At 53.6% G+C, this 24556-nt stretch carries 19 protein-coding genes; 7 read left to right on the top strand and 12 right to left on the bottom strand.

Translation table 11 applies throughout. The features are described from left to right. The first annotated feature begins 298 nt into the window (after nt 1-298). Complete coding sequence (locus EY643_RS19935) at nt 299-2242, top strand: hypothetical protein (protein WP_205743044.1); 1944 nt, start codon at nt 299-301, stop codon at nt 2240-2242. Nucleotides 2243-2522: 280 nt separating this feature from the next. Here the strand turns inward: EY643_RS19935 and EY643_RS11625 are convergent, their stop codons facing one another. After that, on the bottom strand, nt 2523-3890 hold the full coding sequence (locus EY643_RS11625; protein ID WP_152662362.1) for a metal-dependent hydrolase family protein: 1368 nt from the start codon (nt 3888-3890) through the stop codon (nt 2523-2525). Between the two features lie 110 nt (nt 3891-4000). On the opposite strand from EY643_RS11625, the gene EY643_RS19895 reads away from it, so the two are divergent. After that, nucleotides 4001-4360 carry a response regulator gene (locus EY643_RS19895; RefSeq protein ID WP_152662361.1) on the top strand — a complete coding sequence of 120 codons (360 nt, stop codon included), beginning with the start codon at nt 4001-4003 and terminating at the stop codon, nt 4358-4360. A 385-nt stretch (nt 4361-4745) separates the two neighbouring features. Continuing rightward, nucleotides 4746-6911 (top strand): catalase/peroxidase HPI, encoded by a 2166-nt coding sequence (gene katG, locus EY643_RS11615; RefSeq protein ID WP_153241004.1) that lies wholly within the window; start codon nt 4746-4748, stop codon nt 6909-6911. Nucleotides 6912-6924: 13 nt separating this feature from the next. Here katG and EY643_RS11610 read toward each other — a convergent pair whose 3' ends face one another. Beyond that, complete coding sequence (locus EY643_RS11610; RefSeq protein WP_152662360.1) at nt 6925-9054, bottom strand: TonB-dependent receptor domain-containing protein; 2130 nt, start codon at nt 9052-9054, stop codon at nt 6925-6927. A gap of 83 nt (nt 9055-9137) precedes the next feature. Further along, complete coding sequence (locus EY643_RS11605; RefSeq protein ID WP_152662359.1) at nt 9138-9476, bottom strand: hypothetical protein; 339 nt, start codon at nt 9474-9476, stop codon at nt 9138-9140. A 162-nt stretch (nt 9477-9638) separates the two neighbouring features. Here EY643_RS11605 and EY643_RS11600 point away from each other — a divergent pair, with 162 nt between their 5' ends. Continuing rightward, nucleotides 9639-10295: a DUF1294 domain-containing protein gene (locus tag EY643_RS11600; RefSeq protein ID WP_152662358.1), complete on the top strand. Its 657-nt coding sequence runs from the start codon at nt 9639-9641 to the stop codon at nt 10293-10295. A gap of 24 nt (nt 10296-10319) precedes the next feature. Here EY643_RS11600 and EY643_RS11595 read toward each other — a convergent pair whose 3' ends face one another. The 6 genes from EY643_RS11595 to EY643_RS11570 form a co-directional block, all read right to left on the bottom strand. Next, complete coding sequence (locus EY643_RS11595) at nt 10320-12512, bottom strand: hypothetical protein (protein WP_152662357.1); 2193 nt, start codon at nt 12510-12512, stop codon at nt 10320-10322. Between the two features lie 111 nt (nt 12513-12623). Then, a complete protein-coding gene (locus EY643_RS11590) occupies nt 12624-13772 on the bottom strand; it encodes an alpha/beta hydrolase family protein (protein WP_152662356.1) in 1149 nt (382 codons plus the stop codon). Between the two features lie 131 nt (nt 13773-13903). Further along, nucleotides 13904-14803, bottom strand: coding sequence for an alpha/beta hydrolase family protein (locus EY643_RS11585; protein WP_152662355.1), 900 nt, complete (start codon nt 14801-14803; stop codon nt 13904-13906). Nucleotides 14804-14871: 68 nt separating this feature from the next. Next, nucleotides 14872-17304: a TonB-dependent receptor gene (locus tag EY643_RS11580; protein WP_152662354.1), complete on the bottom strand. Its 2433-nt coding sequence runs from the start codon at nt 17302-17304 to the stop codon at nt 14872-14874. A gap of 41 nt (nt 17305-17345) precedes the next feature. Beyond that, on the bottom strand, nt 17346-17867 hold the full coding sequence (locus tag EY643_RS11575) for a DUF1254 domain-containing protein (RefSeq protein ID WP_152662353.1): 522 nt from the start codon (nt 17865-17867) through the stop codon (nt 17346-17348). After that, nucleotides 17864-18517, bottom strand: coding sequence for a DUF1214 domain-containing protein (locus tag EY643_RS11570; RefSeq protein WP_152662352.1), 654 nt, complete (start codon nt 18515-18517; stop codon nt 17864-17866). The genes EY643_RS11575 and EY643_RS11570 overlap by 4 nt, the downstream gene beginning before the upstream one ends. 92 nt (nt 18518-18609) lie before the next feature. Here EY643_RS11570 and EY643_RS11565 point away from each other — a divergent pair, with 92 nt between their 5' ends. Beyond that, nucleotides 18610-19635 (top strand): AraC family transcriptional regulator, encoded by a 1026-nt coding sequence (locus EY643_RS11565; RefSeq protein WP_152662351.1) that lies wholly within the window; start codon nt 18610-18612, stop codon nt 19633-19635. 60 nt (nt 19636-19695) lie between these two features. On the opposite strand, the gene EY643_RS11560 is transcribed toward EY643_RS11565, so the two are convergent. After that, nucleotides 19696-20115, bottom strand: a complete 420-nt coding sequence (locus EY643_RS11560) for a nuclear transport factor 2 family protein (RefSeq protein WP_152662350.1) — start codon at nt 20113-20115, stop codon at nt 19696-19698. 291 nt (nt 20116-20406) lie between these two features. Here EY643_RS11560 and EY643_RS11555 point away from each other — a divergent pair, with 291 nt between their 5' ends. Further along, nucleotides 20407-21405, top strand: a complete 999-nt coding sequence (locus EY643_RS11555; RefSeq protein WP_152662349.1) for a DUF1214 domain-containing protein — start codon at nt 20407-20409, stop codon at nt 21403-21405. 125 nt (nt 21406-21530) lie between these two features. Further along, on the top strand, nt 21531-23063 hold the full coding sequence (locus EY643_RS11550; protein ID WP_152662348.1) for a DUF1254 domain-containing protein: 1533 nt from the start codon (nt 21531-21533) through the stop codon (nt 23061-23063). Between the two features lie 125 nt (nt 23064-23188). Here EY643_RS11550 and EY643_RS11545 read toward each other — a convergent pair whose 3' ends face one another. Beyond that, nucleotides 23189-23575 (bottom strand): hypothetical protein, encoded by a 387-nt coding sequence (locus EY643_RS11545; RefSeq protein ID WP_152662347.1) that lies wholly within the window; start codon nt 23573-23575, stop codon nt 23189-23191. Beyond that, nucleotides 23575-24546, bottom strand: a complete 972-nt coding sequence (locus EY643_RS11540; RefSeq protein ID WP_152662346.1) for a hypothetical protein — start codon at nt 24544-24546, stop codon at nt 23575-23577. Before EY643_RS11540 ends, EY643_RS11545 begins: the two co-directional genes overlap by 1 nt. Nucleotides 24547-24556 lie beyond the last annotated feature (10 nt).

Below are 24556 nucleotides of genomic sequence, written 5' to 3'. Positions count from 1 at the left end.
GGTCTCTGGGTTTCTCAAGTCACCAACATACGTTTTGATTGAGAAAGCTACAACGAAATGATTGAGAAAGTTGAACGTTACGCGGTACGAGCTAGGTGGGATAAAGGCTTTGTCCGCGATTCACGATACAGACTTAAGTCTGTAAGTGAGGCAGACGTCCGGGTAATACCGCTTAGTGCCAGAACTGGCTATCTTTTGTAACGGAAGTGGCCGAGGCAATGAACGTTCGGGGCAGTGATATGTTCTGCACTGTAGAACTCGATGTTGGCCACCAGATTGTGGATATTTTGGGTGTTATATGAAGAAAATTTTGGTGGTTGTTGTGCTCTCATTCTCGATGTTGCTAGAGCAGCGGTCAGCTCATGCAGAAGCCGGCATTGATGTGATCACCATCACAGAAATAGAGGCCGTAGCGATATCGAACTCGATAGACGAGGTCACTCTCGCGATAGCTGGCGCTGCGGGCTATACTTTGTATTCGGCTTTGTTCAAGCTACCGGGGATAGTTCCAGGGGGGCCGGGTCCGTTTAGCGCCGCTGGGCTGGCTCTAAAAGGGGTTAAGGGCGCTGTATGGCTTACCGGCGTTGAAGGATTGACCAGCGCAACCGGTGCGGCGAAAGCAGCAATGACCAATGTGCAATTATTAGCCGACCTAACGGATATTCAGGACGACCTGGCCGTTTATCTCGGAGTACCTGCTACCAGAGAAGATCCCAATAACTATGTAGATCGGGTCGTGCCTTCTATATCTAGTCGCGAGCCATTCCAGCCAATTAGCAGTTCCCAAATTTTACGAACACGGATAGTTTTTACGGCGCCTTCCAATTGGGGGGCATTTCTCCAACTTTTTGAGGTCGATGTCGGGGGCCTGTTCGGGAGTGATTGGGATAATCTTGGGGGTGTCTTGATTAGAAATTTTCCGACGCTGTACGACAAGGATCTATTCGTCTACAGCGAAGATGAACAATCACTGTATCGGATACGTTTCAATTACGAACGCGACAAGGGAAAGTATTACGATCTCCTTCCAAGGTATCAGGCAAAAATTACTGCTCCTACACTGGTAGTCGTTAATACTTTTCCGCCTGGTGGCGTCGTGCAAGCTCAGTCGCCGCTTGACGTTTCGTCACTAAGTCAATTTGTTTCGCACAATACCTCTGCCAGCTATTCGATAACCACGAGTCCTGGTTATCGACCTATCGTTGAAGGCACATGTGGCGGTGGCATAGTCGAGGCTTCCGAATTTCTCCGACGCTATGTCTATAGGACGGCGAGAATGACGGGAGGCGCTTGTAATATCAGTGTGCAATTTGTCCTGGCAGACAGCGACAACGATGGTGTAGGTGACCTTGACGATGATTTCCCCAATGATCCCAGCGAGACTAAAGACACCGACGGTGACGGTGTCGGCGACAACGCAGACGACTTCCCCAATGATCCCAGCGAGACTAAAGACACCGACGGTGACGGTGTTGGCGACAACGCAGACGACTTCCCCAGTGATCCCAGCGAGACTAAAGACACCGACGGTGACGGTGTCGGCGACAACGCAGACGACTTTCCCAGTGATCCCAGCGAGAGTAAAGACTCAGACGGTGACGGTGTCGGTGACAACGCAGACGACTTCCCGAGTGATCCTAACGAGAGTAAAGACACCGACGGTGACGGTGTCGGCGACAACGCAGACGATTTCCCTAGGGCCTTGACCGAAATAGGTCAAAGCGATGTAACAATTACCGCCATCCCTAGCAATCCGAACTCAGAATGCACTCTTGTTCGAGAAGGCTTCAACCCTTCTATTGAAATGGCAGCTCCAGGTAAGGCCATAGCCGAGAATGCACTGACTTTCGGTGTTAACTTTGAGCTGGCGGGTTGTTATATCAGTGGTGAAACAATACAAATCATAATTGACTTCGGCACTGAGTTGCCACCCGGAGCAGCTGCTTACAAGGTGATCGGTGACAGTTGGGCTGCTATACCGGGAGCAATAGTTAGAGAAAGCAAGATCAGCTATTCCATTTCCGACAACGATGGTTTCCTGGATCAGGATCCAGCTATTGGAAGGATCAGCGACCCGGTTTCTGTTGCTGTTCCCGCTGCCGCTGCACCGGTAAGATCGGCGACCGTACCAAACGCCATACCAGCTTTGCCTTCCCATATTCTGATGGCCCTTACCGTTCTGATGGCTCTCTGGGGTGCTGCCAATCTGGTTCAGACAAGGCGGCGGGCGTCATCTCTGTAACTCTGAATCTGTAAGTGGCCAGCCTGAGCTGATTCGCCTGGCCCCAGGGTTGGTGGGGTCGAGGTGGTTTTCGACAGTAAGCTCGAAAAGCTGGACGTTTCCTGGAGTTTTGGTTTAGGAAGAGTAGCCGAGCGTATGGCCAACTTGAAGTGCGCTTAAAGTGCAAGAATAACGGGTTACTGCGCACTGGAGTTCGTCCGTCTCAACCAGTCAACTTGTCAGAATCGTAGAAAGAGAATGAAGATGGAGCGCTATCCAGATGAATAGCGTTCCATATTTACTACAAGGTGTTTTTGTAGATCACGCCATCTTTCATAATTAGATCGATGCTTTCTTTAGGCCGGGTTAATAATGAAATGTCAGTTAGAGGGTTCCCATCAACAATAATCATATCGGCATATGCACCTTCCCTGATAACGCCCAAATCCCCCTCCTGGTAAGGGTTGCGTAGTCCAGTTTCTTCTTTAAGCATTCGGCCATTGTTATAAGTCGCTTGTTTCAGTACCTCTACCGGCGTCCAGTATTCGGCACGCACTGCAAATTCGTTGTTTGCTGTTTGCTGTACAGAAAGAGGTCCTACAACATCAGCGCCAAACGCAATTTTTTCGTACCCAGACTCCTTTAGGATTCTAAGTTGGTTTCTTGCGCCATCAATAACTTGCTTTGATTTGTCTACGTTTTCCGGACCCACATAGGCAGCGACCACCTCGAACGGCAAGGACAGCACAGTGAAATATGGTGAAATCCAGGCATCTTTTTCCATGATCGCTTCCATGCCTTTCTCGGTCATCAACGTACCGTGCTCAATTGAACGAACACCCGCATCAAGACTACGGATAATCGACTCATCATGGTAGGCATGCACCATAACGTAAGTTCCGTAGTCTGCTGCTGCTCGAACAGCCGCCTCGATCTCTTCTGGCAAGTACTGCATCGTGTAGAGAGGGCCAAAGTTTGATGATGTGCCACCACCTGCCATGATCTTTATTTGCGTGGCGCCTTGGCGTAAGACTTCTCTTGTACAGCGCAATACTTCATCTACGCCATCACATATAAGTTCAAAGCCGTCCATGCTTTGCATTTTGCCTCCATGATTACCCTGAAAATTTGGATGCGGAGTATTAAAATGCCGATGGTCGCCATGCCCTGAAGTTTGCGATATGACTTGACCAGATGAGTAAATTCTCGGGCCTATAAGGCGACCGTCTTCAACTGCTTTATGTATGCTTGACGCCGGACCGCCTGCATCGCGAACTGTGGTGTATCCCCTCATTAACCAGTCTTCGGTAACTTGAGCGGCAGAAATTCCCCAGTACATCCAGTCAACGTCATCCATTAGCCTCTCTAATTGCTCTGGTGCCGCAATGTGAGTGTGTGTATCTATAAGGCCTGGCATCAGTACTTTGCCGTGAGCATCGATGATCGTTGCTTCGGCATGAGCATCACTGACTTCTGCTCGGATTTTTTTGATTAAATTGTTCTCAACAAGAACATTGACCTTCTTGGTGATGCCGTCGCTGGTGCCATCCCAAACATGAGCATTGGTGATCAAGGTTTGAGCTACTTGATTTTCTTTTTCCGTGTCTGAAAAAGCGGCCACTGATAAAGCAGATAAGCCTATGAAGAGTAATATTTTTTCTAATTTCATAAAGTATATTCCTTCGCGATCAAGTGATGTCGTTGCGGCAATCGGACTGCTCTGTGGCGAGCGTGACAAATGAGTCACATTAACAAGGTTATAATCACCTCTACTATTGTTTGCATGCGCCTGAGAACCAAGAGCCCATTATCTTGAAAGCCGACAACATACCACTTCTTCTCGTAGAGGACGATTCCAGCCTCGCGAGATCACTGTCGGACTTTCTTTCAGATTTTGGTTACGACATAGATTTTGCGTTTAATGGACGCAGCGCTATCGAGCTGGCAAGCACCAATGGGTATGCGGTGATCATCATGGATGTATCGATGCCAATTATGGATGGCCTAACCGCGTGCCAGGCCCTTCGAAGAGATCATGGGGTCAATACTCCGATAATTTTTCTGACCGCCAGCACCCCTGAATACCAATGCACTCACAGATCACTCTCTCCTGCAAACCGGGCGCCACTAACGCGGTAAGCAGGGCACTGGCATTGGCTGACCACAGAAATAGTTGTGGTGGTGCATTGCGCATTGTTCTCTCCTGGACGTAGAACTCAAGATTGGCTTCGTGTTATTGATTGAATGCTCGACAATTCCATGTACTCCAGTGTTTATTATTTTCTGGGGTATTGCCAAGCTAGAAAGGCCAAATTGATAGAGTAGAGCCCGCCTGGTTATAGAGGGTGTATCAAATATATCTATTGCTACGATACGATATTTCAAATTTACGTATGTCCATTCCTTGCCTACGCTTAAAGCTCTAACAGTCAGGCAAGACAAACTGCCTGCGGATTCCAGCCGGACAGCGCTGACCATTCCGATGTCCCGGCCGCACAAAAATCGAAAGATGGAGGACGAAACCATGGACAATGGCGAGAATCAGGCCGGGAAATGTCCCGTTATGCACGGCGCAAATACCACTGCTGAAAAAACGGTGATGAACTGGTGGCCCGACGCACTGGACCTGGACATTCTTCATCAACACGATACGAAAACAGATCCATTAGGGCAGAACTTCGACTACCGTGAAGAAGTTAAATCTCTAGATGTTGGCGCGTTAAAAAAGGACTTGCACGACCTGATGACCGACAGCCAGGAATGGTGGCCAGCAGATTGGGGCCACTACGGCGGCCTGATGGTCCGTATGTCCTGGCATGCAGCCGGCACTTACCGCATAGCGGATGGACGCGGCGGTGGCGGTACTGGTAATCAGCGTTTTGCCCCTCTGAATTCCTGGCCCGACAACGTGAGCCTCGACAAGGCGCGACGTCTGTTGTGGCCTATCAAAAAGAAATATGGCAACAAGTTGAGCTGGGCGGATCTGATCATGCTTGCCGGTACCATCGCGTACGAGTCGATGGGGTTAAAGACCTTCGGCTTCGGGTTCGGACGCGAGGATATCTGGCACCCGGAGACGGACATCTACTGGGGCGCGGAGAAAGAGTGGCTGGCCAAGGACCGTTATGCAGATGGCAGGGACGAAAGCACTTTGGAGAACCCGCTGGCCGCAGTTCAGATGGGCCTGATCTACGTAAATCCGGAAGGCGTGGACGGTAAACCCGACCCGCAGAAAACCGCTGAGGCGGTGCGTGAAACCTTTGCCCGCATGGCCATGAACGACGAGGAAACCGTTGCTCTGACCGCAGGCGGACACACCGTGGGGAAGGCCCACGGCAACGGTGATGCCGAAAATATTGGCCCGGACCCGGAAGGTGCAGACGTCGAAATGCAGGGCATGGGTTGGCACAACCCGGGTGGCAAGGGCGTCGGCCGCGATACTGTGACTAGCGGTATCGAGGGGGCCTGGACGTCCAACCCGACAGTGTTCGATATGGGGTACTTCGACATGCTGCTCGACCACGAATGGGAGATTCGCTCAAGTCCCGCGGGTGCGCGCCAGTGGGAACCGGTGGGGCTCGCAGACGAAGACCGGCCAGTGGATGTCGAGGATCCCTCAATCCGCTGTACTCCGATGATGACCGACGCCGATATGGCGATGAAGGTGGACCCGGCCTATCGGGAGATCATGGAGAATTTTCGCGCCAACCCGGATTACTTCAAAGACACCTTCGCCCGCGCCTGGTTCAAGCTGACTCATCGCGATATGGGGCCGAAGGTACGGTACCTGGGTCCCGACGTCCCCGCGGAAGATCTGATCTGGCAGGACCCCATACCCGCAGGCAACACTGACTATGACGTGGCTACGGTGAAAGCCCGGATCGTCGACAGTGAACTCAGTATCGGCGACATGGTCGCCACCGCTTGGGACAGTGCCCGTACCTACCGCGGCTCGGATATGCGCGGCGGCGCCAACGGGGCACGAATCCGCCTCGCACCCCAAAAGGACTGGGAGGGCAACGAGCCGGACCGTCTCGCACGGGTACTTGGCCTACTGGAAGGGATTGCCGTTGACACAGGCGCGAGTCTCGCAGACGTGATCGTGCTGGCTGGTAGTGTGGGTATAGAGCAGGCGATCAAGGCTGCCGGCTTCACTGTGGATGTACCTTTCACGCCCGGTCGTGGCGACGCAGACCAGGAGCATACAGATGCGGAATCATTCGATGTGCTGGAACCCATTCACGACGGCTATCGGAACTGGCTCAAGGATGAGTATCTGGTCAGCCCCGAGGAGTTGATGCTCGACCGTACTCAACTCATGGGTCTGACAGCGCATGAAATGACGGCGCTGATCGGAGGTATGCGGGTACTCGGTACTAACTATGGTGGTACAGCTCATGGCGTGCTGACCGATCGGGTTGGCGCACTGACGAACGATTTCTTCGTCAACCTGACCGACATGGGTAACAGCTGGATACCACTCGACAATGGCCTGTACTCAATCTGTGACCGCAGGTCTGGCGATGAGAAGTGGACGGCCACCCGCATCGACCTGGTTTTTGGATCGAATTCCATCCTGCGGTCCTATGCAGAGTTCTATGCCCAGGACGACAACAGTGAGCGCTTTGTGAGTGACTTTGTCGCAGCCTGGACCAAAGTTATGAACGCAGATCGTTTCGATCGCACTTGAGGCACTCGCCTGGCTAAAACTGTAGCGCGATACTCGCGTGATAGCGACGCCCCAAGACATCATAAGTGGCGGAATTAGTATTAGCATGGCTAGCGTTGTGCCCTAGCAAGGGTGGAGTGGTATCTGTCAGGTTGATGACCGCGAAGTTGAGTGACAGACGTTCGCTGGCTAGCCAACCTAGGGTTAAGTCAAAATAACTTTCAGATGCCAGTTCAGGAACCGCCTGTGGCGCCGGGGTGGCGCCGGGCGGGGTTAGCAAATCGCCCGCGTTCTCCGCGCCATCCAGCCACTGCCAACTGAGTGTGGCCGATAGGGGGCCTGTGTTGTAGTGGATACTCGACAGGCTCCGATAATCAGGCAGTACCGCGCGACAGGGGCTACCAAATCGTCCTGCGCGTTCCCAGCTGCCGACATTACCGACCAGCTCAAAACTGTGTAACCAATTAGCCGCAACCGACACTCCCAGACTGGAGGGCCAGGCCCATGGGGCCTGGTGCGACCAGGTGTAAGTGAAGGCCAAATCAATGCCATTGGTCTGCAGGCTGTCGGTGTTGTAATAAGTGCCGAAAAATCTTGTTACCTGGCCCTCTGGCGCCCGCTCGATGCCCTGGCAAAATGCCTGGTCCACCCAGCATAATTGGAACGCGGGGTAGGGGTTAATTGCGCTGATAGCGTCTGTGATTTCAATATCGTAATAATCGAGAGTGACAGACAAGCCTGTTACGCTGGGCGGCGTCCATACCACTCCCAGCGTATAGGTGTCGGCCACCTCTGTTTCTAATTCAGGATTGCCGCTAATGGCGTCGGTGAATCGGAAAACGGTGGGGGGTTCGAAGGTAGGCAGGTTGGCAGGGTCCATGCCCTGACTGATACACAGTTCCGAGCGGCCGGGAGTGTCTTGCGGGCGGTTAGAGGCGGCACAAGGGTCAGGGAAGATGGCCCCCAGTTGAAAAAAGTCTTCCTCCACCAGGGGGGTGTAGGTTTCATTCATATTGGGTGCCCGAGCGGCGCGATTAAAACTGGCGCGCAGCCGCAGCCCGTCCATCGGTACCCAGTTGGCGCCTGCTTTCCATGTCCACTCATTGCCGGTCTTTGAGTAGTCGGAGAATCGTGCACCCAGTTCCAGCTCCAGTAGCTGTGCGCCTTTGCGTTCCCGAAGTAAAGGCAAGAGTATCTCGCCGTAGGCCTCGGTCACATCGTCCTCACCGGACACTGGCTGCGCGATGCGAAAGCTGTTTGCTTCCAAGAGGCGAGGGTCGGGGCGATGGCGGCTCTTATCGCGACGCCACTCCAGGCCTGCAGCCAGGCCAATATCCGTCCATTGACTGATGTTGATAAAACCATTGGCGCGCAGGGATGCCACCTGCTGGCGGGTAGACTCGGTACTGAGGTAAGGCTCGGCGGAAATAAAAGACAGAGCCTGCTCTGACAGGCGTCCCGGGCCAAAGATATCTGCTGGCTGGCACCCTCCAGATGTGTCAAAACAACCGCCGGTGGCGGGGTTGACCAGCGCAGCCTGGCGTATGGATGGCGCCAACACGCCACCTTTTTGCTTCAGTTCCATGTCATAGTCTGATTGGGTATAGGCTGCAGTCCATTGCCAGTCATCGAATAGACGTCCACTGGCTTCCAGGTTGAACCAGGTGTTTTCTGAATCATCCTTTCGCGTGCGATTACCCGCCTGCATCGCACGGTAGTAATACGGCTGCACCACAAAACCCCGGTTCTGGGGGTCGAAGCTGGAGGCAAGGGTGTCTCGGTTAGCCTCACTTAACAGTGGGTTTTTGAGGTTGACAATAAGGTTACCCAGGAACGCAGCGGCTGGGGAAAATTGTGAATCCACAGTGTTCTGTGCATGTAGCAGGGAAGCGTCAAGTACCATGTGTTCGCCAAGATTGTAATGGGCGAACAGGCCCAGCCCGGAACGCTGCATGGCCGAGGTCAGTGATGTTTGCTCATTAAGGTTATACAGGTCTTCGGGTTGCGCAAATGCGACCGGGTCGCCAGACTTGTCGTAACCAAATCCGTCAGGTGCCAGCTCGCCGTCGACCTGCGCCGGTGCAGGAAAGTACCCACCCGGTACAGCGGCACTACCGCCCTCAAACAAGGTGCCATCAGCCTTTGTCTCCAAATCTGGCGTCACACAGAAGAATCGCTGACTGCTCAGGGGCCGGCAATTGCTCAAAAAAGCCGGCCCCAATCTATCGTGCAAAGCCTGTGTGCGTCTTAGCGCGGTTCTTCAGATTCAATACTACAATTATCCATTGCCTCCCCGTACTCATCGTATTCCAGATCGTCGGGAATTTTAAAGCCCGTGAGCCGCTCAAAATTCTTGTTGATTTTGTCGCAGGCCTTCTCATTCGCCCGCTGCTCGGGGTGACCGCAGTCCAGTGCCTCGCAATAGGCATTGCACAGGCCAAAAGCCGGCCCTTTTAATTCCTGGAAAGCGCTACAAATCGATTCTTCAGCGGGAGTCTTACCGTCAGGTGTCTTTGCCAGTGACGGGTTAGCCGCAACAAGAACTGAAAACGAAAACAGTACCACTAGTTTTGAGATGATATGCATGAGATAACTCCTGATTTGAACCCCGGTTAAAATGAACCTTACCCAACGCAACCGAGGCTGAAGTTAAGAATAGATCAGATATCAGAAATTGCAGTGGAGCTTGCACGAGCGGAAGTACGGGGTAGATATACGCCCTAGCCGGTTAAAAAGAAGGAGTAGGGTTTGCGAAAGAGTGGAGAAATACGGTCATGGAACGACGAAAAAGGGTTTGGTTTTATCGAGCCCAGTGATGGAGGCAAACAGTTGTTTCTCCATGTTTCAGACCTGGAGCACCGCAATCGAAGACCTCAAGTCGGCCAAGCTGTTACATACGCGATATCCAAGGACAAGCAGGGTCGACCTTGTGCAGTGAAAGCGACACTGCCCGGCGGCCGCCTTTATCCAGTGCGCAACTCAGTTGTGCTCGCTATCATGGTAGCGACCATATTTCTTGCAATTGTTGCTGCGTCTGTCGTCGCGGCCACCGTTCCTGCGTTTATTTTATGGACGTATCTCGCGGCTAGTTTCGTTACCTTCGTACTTTACGCATTGGATAAATCAGCAGCAAAAAGCGACTCTTGGCGGACTCGAGAAAGTACATTTCATTGGCTGTCGCTAGCTGGCGGTTGGCCAGGTGCGCTGGTCGCTCAACAAACGCTGAGGCACAAATCCAGAAAGCAGTCGTTCCGTTTGGTCTTTTGGCTCACGGTTGTTCTCAATTGTGCCGGGTACATTTGGCTAATGACCCCGGCTGGTGCAGAGTTTCTCCACGATTGGGCTGCAGACGGTGCGAATCTGTTTGAACCCAGGCCAGGCGGAACGATTGAATGGGCGGAATAAGGGCTTGGATAATCCGAGGGCCAATTATCGATTCGGCCCGTTATAACTCGGGTTGTGGGCCTCCATGATGGATTTGGCGATCGCCTTCAGATCGGTTTCGTAACCTGGATCATAGGCGTACCTGTCAAGATCCACGCCATAAATGGCGTTTATCCAGATGAGTTCCCCCAGGTCCTTGAGTATCTGGCCGGCGTGCCCCTTGTAGTCCGTAAAGATAGCGCTCGCGGCTGGCCCCTGCAGGCTGCTTACATCTGGCAGCTCGCCTGCCTCAAACATTCGGCGTAGCTCGTTCGCGGCTGCACCGTAGGGGATGGAATAAATGGTGACGCCGGGGTAGAGCGCACGCAGTTCGTCGATTGCGGCAAGCCACTCGTTATCGTAGTAGTCATACCAGGGTTCGGCGTAGGCCTCGGCATCTGCGTAGTCTGTGGGAAAGTCGCGCCATGGCAGTGCGATGAAAAAATCGGTGTCGGGGTTTTGTGCCAGCGCATAGTCAAGCCAGCGCTTATAGCCCTCGGTGACCAGAGTTCTTTCTCCACCGGGGCCCTCTTCGGTGTCGCAGCAAGTCATGCCAAACAGATCTACATCGCCGGCGTCCAAGACGGCCTGGATCCTGGCGCGGTGGCCTGGGTCGTTCCACAACGCCAGGGGGGCACCCGTTTCGCCACCTGAAATTTCCAGTTCCTGGTTGTGGCCGTCAACCCCTGCGCGCACTGCATGGTAGGGCATTTCTGTGGCAAAGGGCCTGAAGAAGCTGTGGCCCATTAACATCATGTTCAAGCCTGGAATCTTGCGGAACGGTGCGCCTGGGTTGTCTGCCAGGATGTCGTCAATAAATGTATCAACTGTGTTGTTGACGGGGCCTGCGTCAAGGGTGGGGACATGGCCGCGGTCAGTGACAAAAGCCATCTGGTGAGGTGAGTCTGGCTGATCGGCAATCGCCTGCCTGATACCTTCGTAGTGATACGCACAATTGCTGTCCAGACCCAGTTCCAGCGCTTCGGGGATAGCAGGAAAGTTTTCGTAGCAGAAGGCATCGTTCTGGCCACCCACGAAAAGCATGGGTACCTCGTCAAAGCCAGCGCTGATGCGCGCTTCGGCATAGGCCTTGTTTTCGAAGTCGCCATAGAATCCCATCTTTTCCGCGACAGCATCCCGGTCCAGACCTGGCTGGTTGTTAGAGCCCGGTTCGCCATTGTAGGCCTCAATCAGAGGATCCCCGTTGGGGGTGACGATGGCCGAGTCGGGCACGGTGCCGGTCAGGTAGGTATTTTCGGCGGCAAAGCTCATGGTGAGGTTGTAGACCCCTGTGGAGCCAGCGCTGGTTCCGTGGGCCCAGACTTCAGTCGTCGGATAGTTAGCCACGGTGTAGTCGACCGCAGACATGGTTGCCTGCATGCCATTTACTTCTGCATCAGGGTTGGGGTTGTTGGGGTAGGGCGTGCCAAGGCCGGAGTAGAGGTCGTGGTCGCACATGGATACCACGAGTAATCGGTAGCTCTCCTGGATACGACGGATCAGAGTGTTGTTGATAAGCTGGCCATTTTGCGACGTGCGAGTGCTCAGTATTTCCTGCAGGTCCCCAAAGCTCTCTTCGTTATTCCAGGTTTCTACTGTCTGGTTCAGCACCCCGTAGTAGTTACCTTGCTCGTCGAAGTGACCGACACCACCGCCGTGCAGGTACACCCACAGTGGGGCCTCGTCATCTGCGCTGCCATTGCCCGGATTGAAGACCATAAACGTATAGTTGCCCGACAGGCCACATGCGTAGGCCGAATTGCGATAAAAGTCCATATCGAAATCCATGCCAGCGCGGCTGAGAGTTGCCTGGTCCGCCAGGGCAATGCCGCTGGTGGTTCTGGGTACGGCGAATTCCGGTTTGAGATAGGTAATGCTGGTAGGGTCGGCCAGGGCCGCTTCCAGGTCTTCATTACCTTCGAAGCCTGCAGTGTTGATAGTGCAGGGTGTTGAGTTGCCACCGCACAGACCCAGATGTCTCTTGTTCCACCTGGCGAACTGCCAACCCGGCGCGGGATCAGCGACAAAGGTTTCATTGAAGAAAAGGTCGCTGACATCCACGGTGCAGGCCTGGTTGGCGTGGCACTCGATATTATTAGAGCTTGTGGTTACGCCGCCTTCCACGGGGGTCTCTATCTCAATTTTGCATGCAGCCAGGGATGCGACAGCAGTGAGGAGAGCGATAGCTTTTACTTTCATATGTGCCTCTAACAGTAAATATGCAGGCGCATCGATGGCGATATTGTGCGCTGCATTAATAGGGTATCTTGCGAAATGTCCAAGTCTAGGAATATGTCTATTTTGACCAACTTATTGTCCGAAGTTTACCTCCACCTCGGCAATCTCCCTGGGCATTTCCTCATGCAAAAACCAATCAAAATAGTCTCGCTCGTTCTGGTTCGGATTAAAGTGGGATTCGAAGAAACTGAATATTGTGACCAGGGTCGCCATTTGTTGGCGGAGCGGGTTGATAGAAACAGCTTGGGGATGCGTAGCGCAGGGTAAAGGCACGTCCTCATATAGAACGCCTTGCTCAGGCGTACCGACCAGGTCGTGCCAAGGCTCTTCCGAGGGGTCTATGTTCTTAAGTACTGAATGGCAGCCCACGGAATCTGCATTATTCAGCCAGCGTAGAATGCCGGTATGTGCGGCGAATCCCAGGTGAGTGCCTCCAGTGATCGTGACCAAGGTTGAACGCGGGACCCGGTCCAGTATCGGCCGTGCATGCGTCTCGTAGGGAACGATTGCGTCGGTATCTGCCGCCAGCATCAGAAACGGGATGTCTGCAGTCTGGTAGAACTTCTCGGAGAGTGAGCTGCTGGGGCCGGCAATTGAAGCGGCTGCTTTGATGCGAGGATCTCGCTGCGTGGGGTGATAACTGACCAGAGAGGTTGTAAATCCTCCCAGGGATATACCTGTGGCACCGATGCGGTTTTTATCCAGATGGCCAAATAGGACATGCTGCTCGTTTTCTGACCAGGCGATGACTGTGTCGATTAAGAAACTAACGTCGCCGGGCTGGTTGATCACGTCTTTGACTTCAGGGCCACCGGGTGCGTCGTTAGTGGTCAGGGGGAAATTGGTAGCAATAACGATGTAACCGTTACCCGCCAGGTGTTCGGCGAGGTGCCTGCCGCTGTCTCGCGATGAGGTAAAGCCATGGGAATATACAATCAGGGGGTGTTTGCCCTCCGGTACCGCGCCACGATCATTCAGTGGATACCAGTAGCTGGTCTCGAGGGAGCGATGCTCGGAACCCTGATATTCGTTGTTGCTTTGCGTGCGCCGACTGGTATCAATAAGACGTATGTTTTGACGGCTAACCTCATAAGGTTGGCGAGCGAGCAGGCTTTCAGCGTCGCTGCCGTCCGGGAATGCTTCCGGCTGTCTGCCGAAGGAAAGAATAATCACCGCGCAAAACAGCAGAAAAGAGAGCGCACTAAAAATTGTCTTTACCATTTTTGCCTTGTTTTATCTCTCTGGCCGATCAATCTCAGACCATCTCCCGGCCATAAAGGCAAAGGTCCCTCGACAGGTCGCGATTCTCCATCGAGAGCTTTGCGACCGATCGAGGAATTTTCAGATATGTCTTAGTGCTCGTAGGCTAAAGTGCTGACGCGCGATTTCTTAACTTCCAGGTCTGTCTCGGAGCCGTTCTTCAAGTATGCATCGAAAAACGCGATGAGGTAATAAGCCATCTGGCCGTGGAATCGGCCTGAGAGAATACCGTCTGTCCATGCTGTGTGACCGGCCCGGTTGAATATCTGTCCGTATTTCGGAGTGGGGGTCTGAACGTAGGTGCCTCCCGTCTGAATCAGTTCGGGTGTGATTGGATTGTCCAGCGTTCCGCCTTGGTACAAGGTCTGGCTGTTTGTCATGTCAGCGACGCGATTCTGTACCATCAGCGGCCTGTGCCATGGCGAGAGTGCGGCTACCGGGCCGATTTCGCTGCGTGTCCAACTGCTCCAGGCGCCGGCAACTCCCATGCACGTGTAGCCACCCATTGAGTGTCCCATGCAGCCGATGTTGCTGAAATCCTCGATGTATTGCGAATAAGTACTGGCGGGGAGGGCGTCGAGAACCGCATGTATGTCATCACGCCGATTCCGATTAGTCTGGTCAGTCCAGTTCTCGGGCTGAGTCCAGGGAACATCGGGTGTTGAACTACCCGTGATGCAGTCCTGGTGTTTGGGTGCAACCACAATGTAGCCTGCGTCGGCCAGTCTGCTTTGGATTCCATCGGTGTTGCCAGGGCAACCGCCCATGCCATGGGAAAACATAATCAGCGGATAGATGCCGTTGCCGGCTCTGCGGATTTCAACCTCCACCCCACCGACGTTAGCGGTAGTCATAATATCTGCCACCGCCGCACCGACTGGCATAAGTGCCAGAGCGCAAGCGATCCCAATCTTCTTCAGGCCATCGATGCAGACTGTAGTAACGCTGGGCGCGGTATTAGAGATAAAGCTGTTTTTTATTACTGTTATCATAAGTTTTCTCCTTATGTTTTATGAATTGACGGCTGCCCCAGCATGGCGCTGGTCAGCCGCCGCGAAAATCAATCGAATCGATACCGTGCCTGCAAAGCTATCGTGCGCGGCCGCTCTGGCACTGCGTAGTAACTGTTGGAGTTCGTTACCGGTAGATCGTCTCTCCACAGGTACGTCTTTTCATCGGTCAGGTTCTTGCCAATCAGGGCAACTGACCAGGTGTCATCATTACTGGCCAGGGCGATACGCGCGTTGATAATGCTCGTGGCGTCATGGGGGGTGTTTGGATCAAGATCCAGGGAGGTGAAAAATTCATCGCTATAGTTGATGTCCAAACTGTTAATCAGCTGCATGTTGCTTCCCAGGGGAACGACATACTGTGCGAACAGGCTGGCACTCCACTCCGGTGAAAATACCAGTGTCTCTCCGCTGAGATCCTGGCCGCCTGGCTGCCGTGGTTCGGTAATATTGCTGCCGTCCTCGGTCAGGCAGCCGGGGTTGTTGGTCGGGTCCATGGATTGCGGTGTGGTACAGGTCGCACCGGTGAAGTCATCATAAGAGGCGTCCAGGTAAGCCATTGCTCCGCCAATAGTCAGCCCTTCGGCCAACAATATGCGGCCATCCACTTCCAGGCCCTGACTAATCGCCTCGGCAGCATTACCTACGCGGAACACATCCCCAACCAGCGAGCTGACCTGCAGGTTGTCGTACTCCATCCGAAAGACAGCGAAATTCAACTCCGCTGCGCCTTCCAGCAGGCTCATTTTTGCCCCAAGTTCATAGGCGAGAACTTCCTCGTCTTCGACCTCGAGTATCGACGGGTCGTTACCCGGAACGGATCCACCGATTGGTTCGTTCGTGATTGGGTGCACCAGGCGAATCTCGTAGCCGGCGCCGCTGTAGGATTCATCGAAACCACCACCCTTGAAACCGGTGCTGACACTTGCGTAAAGCATGGTGTCATCGCTAACGTCCCACTGGACGTTAGTGGAGTAAGTCACTTTGTCTTCGTCGCGGCTGAGGTCAGTGAAGTTGTGCTGGCGCAGGTCCGCAATCGAGTAAAAATTGGCAGGATCGGAATACACGAGAAGATTGGGGTTGCTTCCTGCCCTTACTTGTAAACCCTCGGAATTGGTGGATTTGTCCAGATCTTTGGTCTCTTCGTTATAGCGCAAACCCAGCGTCAGGCGTAGGGTGTCACTGACATTCCAGGTTCCCTGACCGAACACTGCCCAGCTCTCACCTTCCTGATCGAAAACACTGGGCACACCCGGATCTGGCGCATACAACGCGGATGTGCTCAAAGGGCCCGACTGCAGGAAATCGATGGTCTCTATGCGTCGGCTGATATCCAGCTCATTGCGCTGGTAATAGGCGCCCGCAATCCAGTCGATGGTCTCGCCGCCGGGCGATACCAGGCGTAGCTCCTGGCTGTACTGTTCGTAGTCTTCCCAGCGGGTCCGGTGGAGAGAGGGTGCGGCGGCGACATCGGTATCGCCCGTCGACAACAAATCATAGGCCGAGTAGGCCGAGATCGAAGTAAAGGTGGCGAAATCCAGGTGCCAATCGATGGTCAGCGCCAGGACCTCTGTATCGGTCGTTTTGCGGGTTCCAGCATCACCCGCACCCTTATCGTAGTCGGAGACCACGGGAATCGGCACTACTCCGGCAAAATTCTCCTGTCCGACGAAGTCCGACTGATAGACAACCGTCTGGGTATTGTCACTCTGGAAATCGCCGTACTCGTACTTGGCATTGATTTCAAGGTTGTCGGTAGCTTCCCAGCGCAGGCTGCCGCGAGCATACCAATTGTCAAATTCAGGGCCCTCGTCGCCGGTGGCAACATTTTCCCACCAGCCGTCCCCCGGTGCGTCGTGGCGTACTGCGAGGCGTCCAGACAGGCTGTCAGTCAGCGGCGCGTTCAGCACCATGTTGTATTGCTGTCCACCGTACTCGAACTCGTACATCGCCTCGACCATGCCCTCGAATTCGTCGCTGGGCCTGTTGGAGGTGATGTTGATTGCACCCGCAATCGTATTTTTTCCAAACAGAATGCCCTGAGGGCCCTTCAGAACCTCAACACGTTCCAGATCCATGGTGGTAGGAACCGCCGCTAGAGGGCCGCGGCCGGCATAGACGCCATCGATATACATCCCCACAGACTGTTCGAAGCCCTGGTTGGTACCGGAACCGATGCCGCGAATGAAGAGATTGGGGGTGCCTGAGCCCGCATTCACAGTCACATTCGGCATGTACTGAGTGATCTCCTGGAGCGAGGTGATGCCGATATCATCAATTCTATCGCCGCTCATGGTGGCAACGGAGATAGGCACATCTTGCAGGCTCTCGGTGCGTTTTTGCGCGGTCACGATGACCTCTTCCAGTACCAAAGCCTGTGCGTTAACACCAGATCCGCTGGCAATACTGAGGCTGGCAATGGCGCAAGCCAGAGCGGTTTTTCTATATTCCTTGCGTCGGAGCCATTCTTGTTTAAGGTGCATAATCTATTTTCCCCTTTTTTTATTTATGAAATTTGAAGTGGCTATAGCGGAGCGCAGCTGCTCGCATCAATCGCGGCCTGCGACTGTGATGCGTCACCGATACCTGAAGCTCGCAACAGCATGACGCCCCGTGTTGTGGGCGACTGAATTACTTCGCCGGAGTGTTCGGTGGGGTCAGCACCGGGGCCAATCAGGGTCACCTCAACGCGTGTCCCGACCCGAGAGCGCTGTTCACGCTGGTTGCTGATCCCGGCGAAGTTATCGGTATTCATCTGGTAGAACTGCATGGACCAGTAGCGTTCTGGCACGGGGGCGCTAATCAATAACGGTCCCTGCTCGAGGTTGTACAGGCAACTGGCGTAGAGAAGGTCCGGGCTTGGGCGTACAACCCAGCGAGAGTTTTCATCGGGACGTGGAGTCAGGTTCAGCTGGTTAGGCTCTCGGACCTCTGCGAATTTTTGGTACAGGCGCTCCATCACCAGGTGCGGTACCAGCATGGCCAGCGCGTACTGTCCCAGCCAGCCGCACACCAGAATTGCTGCTATCCAGCGCAACCAGTTCATGAGCAGCTCTCCAGCGTAACAACGGGTAGCGGCGCTGACTCGGGGTTCTGCAAGTAGGCGTCGCCGGGTGTGTACAGTCGCAGCAGTAAGTCAAAGTCGTAATTGGTAGACTTTTCGGATGCGGGCGCGCCGGACGGGCCCACCGGTAGCCAGTTGCCATCTTCCGCTCTGGCGCCAACGTGAATAACCCAGCGGCCATCGTGGCCACGCTTGATGTTTTCGTTGTTGAAGGAATAGCGTTTCTGCTCATTGGGAATCAGAAAGTAGTCCCATCCATAGGCAGTAATACTCCACCAGTTCGCATCGTAGTCGTGCCCCTCAATGCGGTAGCGACAGTTAAGGCGCAAGGGCTCACCTGATACTGAGTTCAGTCTGTAGTACATGGAGTTGTCGCGGGTAGAGCCAAGCAATCCGCTGATCGCAACCATGGCTGTGACGATGACATCAGTGTCGGCAGCGCCGATACTTTCGCTGGTGTACCAGTCGCCATTTCGCAGAAAGGAGTTCCCCAGCCCCGCTTTGAGGGTCACCAGCAGGAAAAGAATCGAACAGGCCAGGCTTAGCAGTACTGCCAGTGGCCAGCGTAGGGTGCGTAGCTTGATGATTGTGATAACTCCCTTATTGTTTTTTGAGTGCTGCTTTTGCGCCATAACAGCGCAACATCCACAGCTATGGTATTGTGGTGTTACTGTCCAAACTTGATATATTGCGCAAACCTCTTAGCCCCGAATGCAGCCTGCCTATGATCAATAACACGCCTAGTAGAGCGCTTACCGGGGTGGCGAGCCTGGTTCAGAGCTATGGCCATGACCCGGACGCCATCGCCCGTCGCGTGGGCCTGGCGCCGTCCGCGCTTTATCGGCCAGATCTCTTTATCGAGGGAGGTGTGTTCAACGACTACCTTGAGGAAGCAGCGCTGGTCTGTGATGATCGATTCTTTTCCCTGAAACTGGCGCCAATACAGGGTTGGCATTTGTTGGGGCCGGTGTGGCAGTTGATTCGCAGGGCGAAAACGGTAGGCGAAGTATTGCGCGTAATTGCCGCTCACCTGGAGTCGTACGCAAGTACCATCTCTTCACCGTTGGTGGAGGATGAGCGGGGTATCTCGATATCCCTCGAGGCGAGGTGGGACCCGAAGTGGGGGAGAGGGCTTAACACCAGCCGTGTCCAGGTGGTGGAGCTGGCTTGTGCGATCTTCATGCATGAGATGCGGCGTTTGCTGGGTACCAACTGGCGCGCAGAGCAGGTCCGGTTTCGTCACTCTACCCCCGAAAACCCGCGGCCTCTGTATCAAGTCTTTGGCGACAAGCTCAGCTTCAATCAGGACGCCAACGCAATCCATGTCAGCAAAGCTGATTGCGAACGCAGCATTGCGATCATGGCGGATAGGCCAACATTCTCTCCGCAATACGAGACGCCTAACTATTTACAGTGGGAGATACCGTTCGTATTGGAAGTCGATCGTGCTATTCGTCTGTTACTGAACGGGGATGAAGCCTCAGTAGATCGCGTGGCGGACTCATTGGGTATCAGTCCGCGTACGCTGCAACACAAATTAAGACAGAGCGACACCACCTATCAGCGTCTGTTCGATATCGCGCGCATTGATCTCGCCCTGGAGTACTTGAATGACTCTGATCTCAATGTGTTGGCCATTAGTGAGCGCGTGGGATTTACCGATGCGGCGGCTTTTTCGAGGTTCTTTAAAAAACATCTGAAGATGTCGCCGCGGGAATACTCCAAACGCATCCGCCAGGGCGCGGCTTAGCAGTTTACAGCTCACTGAGAAGGTGTTGAAAAATAAGAGGAAAAATTCAGGGTAGGGCTGCTATTTCTGGGACACAGGTCGCTGTCCACCTCCCAGTACGTCTGTCACGAGTTCTGTATCCAGGTACTCCTTCAGGAGCGTGATCTTGCCGTCCCGAAACTTCACCAGCATGTGGTAGAAGTTGTTGTAGAGTTTGCCGGATACATGCTCTCCGATAGATTCTGTCTCCATAGCAACGGTATCACCTTCGGCGATCATGCCATGAATGGTGAACTTGATGCCATTGGGGAAGGCGTCGAAGATGCTATCGGCAAATCCGGCGACCTGGTCTTTATTGTACTTTCCGGAAATCAGGGTGTTGCCCATGGTCCAGACCATTACATCATCCGTGTAGTTGTCCAGGAACCACTGTGTATCTGATCTGTTCATGGCTGCCACGAGTTCTTCGGCGAGCCGTTTGTTGTCTTCAATATCGATCATGTTGTTTACCCTGGAAAATTTCGTTGATGAGTATTCTGGCACAGAAACGATCAGCTTACGTCCTTACGGAATCCCCTCGAAATCCACGGTCAGGTATTGCTGAGACAGATGTTGTAGAAGGGGCCATACCGGGGTAGAAACCCAAGCGCAATCTACTTGATGCGCATCAAACACAGCTCAATACACTACGGCTAATATGTCGCTGGGTTGCTAACGCTAGTCCTCTTGGCTGCCTATAAGGGAGGCGCTCGATGAAGATAATCGTGAGACATTCTGAGACTGGAGATCAATATGCTCAATAGACTGTTCTTTTCCTTGCTATTGATGCCCGCCATTGCAGGTGCTGAAACGGTAACGGTTGAAAATTTCGTCCGTGCCGAGTCAGATTCCATGATTCGCGGAAGTATGAAGAGTTTTGATTACGGCGTCGGTGAGCTCAAGCACCTCCGCCAACCTACAGCACCCGATAACCAGCCTGTTATCCGGATGAACCAAGACACTCTCTATTCGGGGATAGTACTGGATCTGTCGAGGCCGGCGATGGTCACGCTCCCTGATACGGATGGTCGCTATGTATCTATGCATGTGGTGAATCAGGATCACTATATGTCCTTTGAGACAGAGCCAGGAAGGTACAAACTTACGGAGAACTCTGTGGGCTCACGCTTCGCGCAGGTCACCTTCCGGACCTTTGTTGACCCCAATGATCAAAGAGACATCGAGAGAGCGCATGCAACCCAGGACATGATCGAGATTAGCGGAGGCGGTAGCGGTCCTTTTGATGCCCCGGATTGGGACCAGGAAGCACTGTCGATAGCGCGCAAGGCACTGAGCGATTTGGCGACACTTGGTTTCGATACTACCTATGCCTTCGGTAGCGAGGAAGAGACGCGACCAATAGACCACCTTATCGGCACCGCCGCAGGCTGGGGTGGCCTACCGAGCAGTGCTGCCTTTTATTTAATCGAAAGCGTCAATGAGAATGACGGCAAGACGCCTCACACGTTGACAGTACGGAATGTGCCTGTAGATGCCTTTTGGTCAGTCACGGTCTACAACGCCGACGGCTATCTTGAGGCTAATGATCTCGGCGTTAATAGCTATAATGGCATCACCGCCAAGTCGAACCCGGACGGTTCCCACACTATTCATTATGGCGGATGCGAGGATGGACGTGTCAACTGCATTCCCGTTACCCAGGGTTGGAACTATGCGGTTCGTCTCTACAGCCCGAGACAGGAGATTCTGAATGGCTCATGGACATTTCCAAAGCCAGTGCCGTCAGAGTAGCCCTGGATCTGCTTAAACTAGTGCTTCCTTTTCGCCCCAGTGCTACCTTTGAGTCAGAGATGATAAGTTGACTCGGAATCTTTCCGAATTTAGGAAGGCCCCCTAAAACCTATGGAGCAAAGTCCATGAAGCTGTATACAGCGCTCGTAAGTTTAACGGCAGTGTTTAGTGTCTCCGCATCCTGCACCTTCGCTGAGACTAATGTTACGACTCCGTATTACAAGGCTGACGTGCCTGCCAGCCTGTTAACACCCGATCACGACGAGTCCGTGTATCTCGGTGCTGTTGATATGAACGACGGTTTTCCGACTGAAGAGACCGCACAGAAAGCGTTTGATTTTCTTGACACGAGCAGGGCCGTAAATCTTTACACCAATGGCATAGCCATCGCATCGATGTATGCCATGCTCGAAGGAAACGCCAAGATTGGTGTTGAAGCAAACCGGACGATTGGCGTAACAGAGCAGCTGATGGATGCGCGAGCGATATGGCTAACGCCTAATACCACAACGCCCTATATTCACGCTGAGGTTGACGTCAAAAATGGCCCGGTCGTCGTAGAGCTGCAAACCCCAGTGATCGGGTTGATCAATGATGCCTATTTCAAGTATGTCGCTGACATTGGCATGGGTGGTCCAGACCGGGGCCAGGGAGGAAAGTATTTACTGGTGGGCGAGGATTACGAAGGGGAAATCCCCGACGGATACTATGTGTATGAGACCAATACCTATCGACACTGGTTGTTGATGCGGGCCGTCAGCAAGCCCGGTGAATCAATCGAGCAAACCTTAGCTGCCTTTAAAAAAGGGTTCAAAATGTACCTTTTGAGCGAAGCGAAAAATCCACCCGCCAATAAATACATTAACCTGTCGGAAATTCACTCTATCACCGTGCATTCTGCTGACGCCCACTTCTTCGATGAAATCAACGAAGTCATACAATATGAGCCCGCTAATTCTGGAGAATTTGAGACTATTGGTTTAGCTGCGTCACTGGGTATAAAGAAAGGCGAACCTTTCGAGCCTGACGAAAGAATGCAGGGCATTCTTGACGAGGCCGCCAAAATTGCCAATGCGGCGAGCCGATCGATGCTTTATCGCCCTCGCAACCCGGCCATGTACATCTACCCAGATCGCAAGTGGTTCTCGCAGGCGATTCAAAGTCACGAGTTTGTCGATGACAACGGCGCCCTGGAATTAGATGACCGAATGGCCTTTCACTTCTATGCGACCGGTATTACCCCGTTCATGGTAAGTCCTCAAGTCGGAGCAGGGTCAGTCTATGCCGTTGCAACCGTTGATAGTGAAGGCGAGGGTCTTAGCGGCGACAAGCAATACGCAGTGACCCTCCCAGGGCCCGTGCCGGCCAAGGACTTCTGGTCATTTATGGTCTACGACAATCAGACCCGCTCGATATTGGAGACCGATCAGAAATCCGGTGGTGTAGACAGTTTGAGAAATGCCCCGAAAGCATCGGCTGATGGCAGTGTGACCATATATTTTTCACCTAATGCGCCCGAGGAGCATCAAGATAACTGGGTTCAGACCACACCAGGAAAAGGGTTTAACATCATACTCAGGCTTTATGGGCCGCTGGAAAAATGGTTTGACCGATCCTGGAAACCGGGCGATTTAGAGGTCATCGGCGAGATCAAATAGCGAAATCTGTGGCTGTGGTCTGAGCTCCTGAAAGTGCAGCGCTGAACACAGCGCTGCACATGCGAAACCGAAGGTACCGTTATCGAAAAGGCGTATGCCTCCATGGGGTCACACGTTGTGTATGTTTAACGCGAACGCTCCTCGCAATGAGGAAGCACAGGATCCAGCCGCTCCGACCAGGCGCCGTTGGCCCTCTGCCAGCGATAAAGTATCAACGGCTCGGGGTTGGAATGATCGACTATCTCGTAGCTCCGGCCCCCGACCGCCTCAAACTCGAAGTGACAGAGATAGTCCTGCCGGTAGGTCTTGTACGCTACTTCCAAGTGGTAAGTGCCCGGAATCAGGGTGAGATTGTATCTGTCATCCGGAGTATCACCGTTGACTGACAGTATCTCCATCCAGCTTCGTAGCTGGGCTTGCGTCCCCTCGGCGTGATGCCGGGGGTGTTCAACACAGGCATTGAGCAGTGCCACCAAGAGAAATGGGCCAAGATATTTTTTATAGCTCCACATCAGAAACTCAACCCCACTGAAAAGCCATCTACTCCGTCCCCGAAAATGTAACCCGCCTTGAGGCCGATAAAGCGAAGTCCAAACCAATCCAGCGGCCGAATATTCACTTCAAAATCCAGGCCCACACCAAGCTCGGTGTAGGCGTTGAATCCGAGCGGCAAGGGGTCAAGCCCTATAAAATGTGTGTAGCTAGCGTAGGTATTCCAGCGCCAGGGTTTGTTGCGAGTGTGCCACCCTGTGGCGTTGCTATAACGCACGTGTGCTAGCGCGGTCTCGTTCCAGCCCCAGGTGTCCAGGGCGTCAAAGGAACCGTTGAATGTGTCTGTGTAGGTCGAAGTATATTGTCCGCTAGCTTCCAGCCTGTGGCTGCCGAACCAGCGGTCATAGCTCGCCTCCAACGTGCCGGATGTGCTCACTGCGTCGACTTCCGTATCCAGCACCAGTTCAGGGCGCAGCCCGATATCGCCCAGAACTTCGTACCGCGACCGCGCTTCCAATTGCGAAGCCGCCAGCGAGAGGTAAGGGCGCAAAGTAAAGTGTTGCGTGATGGGCAGGCTAAGGCCGGCACTACCGCGCAAGGAGAGAATGCTTCGATCAGCATCTACTCGGATGGCCTCACCTTGCTGTTGCAGTACGTCCAGTTGATCCTCCAGGCTGCCATAGGCCAGCGCCACGCCCCAGTAGGCGTCTAACACCTGGTCTTTCAAAGTCAGGTCTGAGGCGTAACCCATGCTCCCTCTGATAAATTCAGAGTCGCGGCCTGGCTGTTCCGCAGAAAATGTAGCCCCGCTCAGTCCGGGCGCAGTTGTAAGGTTGATGAAGGCTATCAGGGATTCGCCTATATCTTCCGGCGCTAAATCGATAAAGTCCGTTGGGGTCACCACCTCCTGGGCGGCGCTGGAGGTGCATAGTATCCAGGAAAAGATGATCACAGAGACACCGGCAGTTCCTGATTTCCATGCGGAACTCATTCATAGCACC

The sequence above is a fragment of the Halioglobus maricola genome, from assembly GCF_009388985.1.
Lineage (GTDB): Bacteria > Pseudomonadota > Gammaproteobacteria > Pseudomonadales > Halieaceae > Halioglobus > Halioglobus maricola.
Note: the sequence above shows the minus strand (reverse complement) of the source record. Positions and strands in the feature narration are given on the sequence as shown.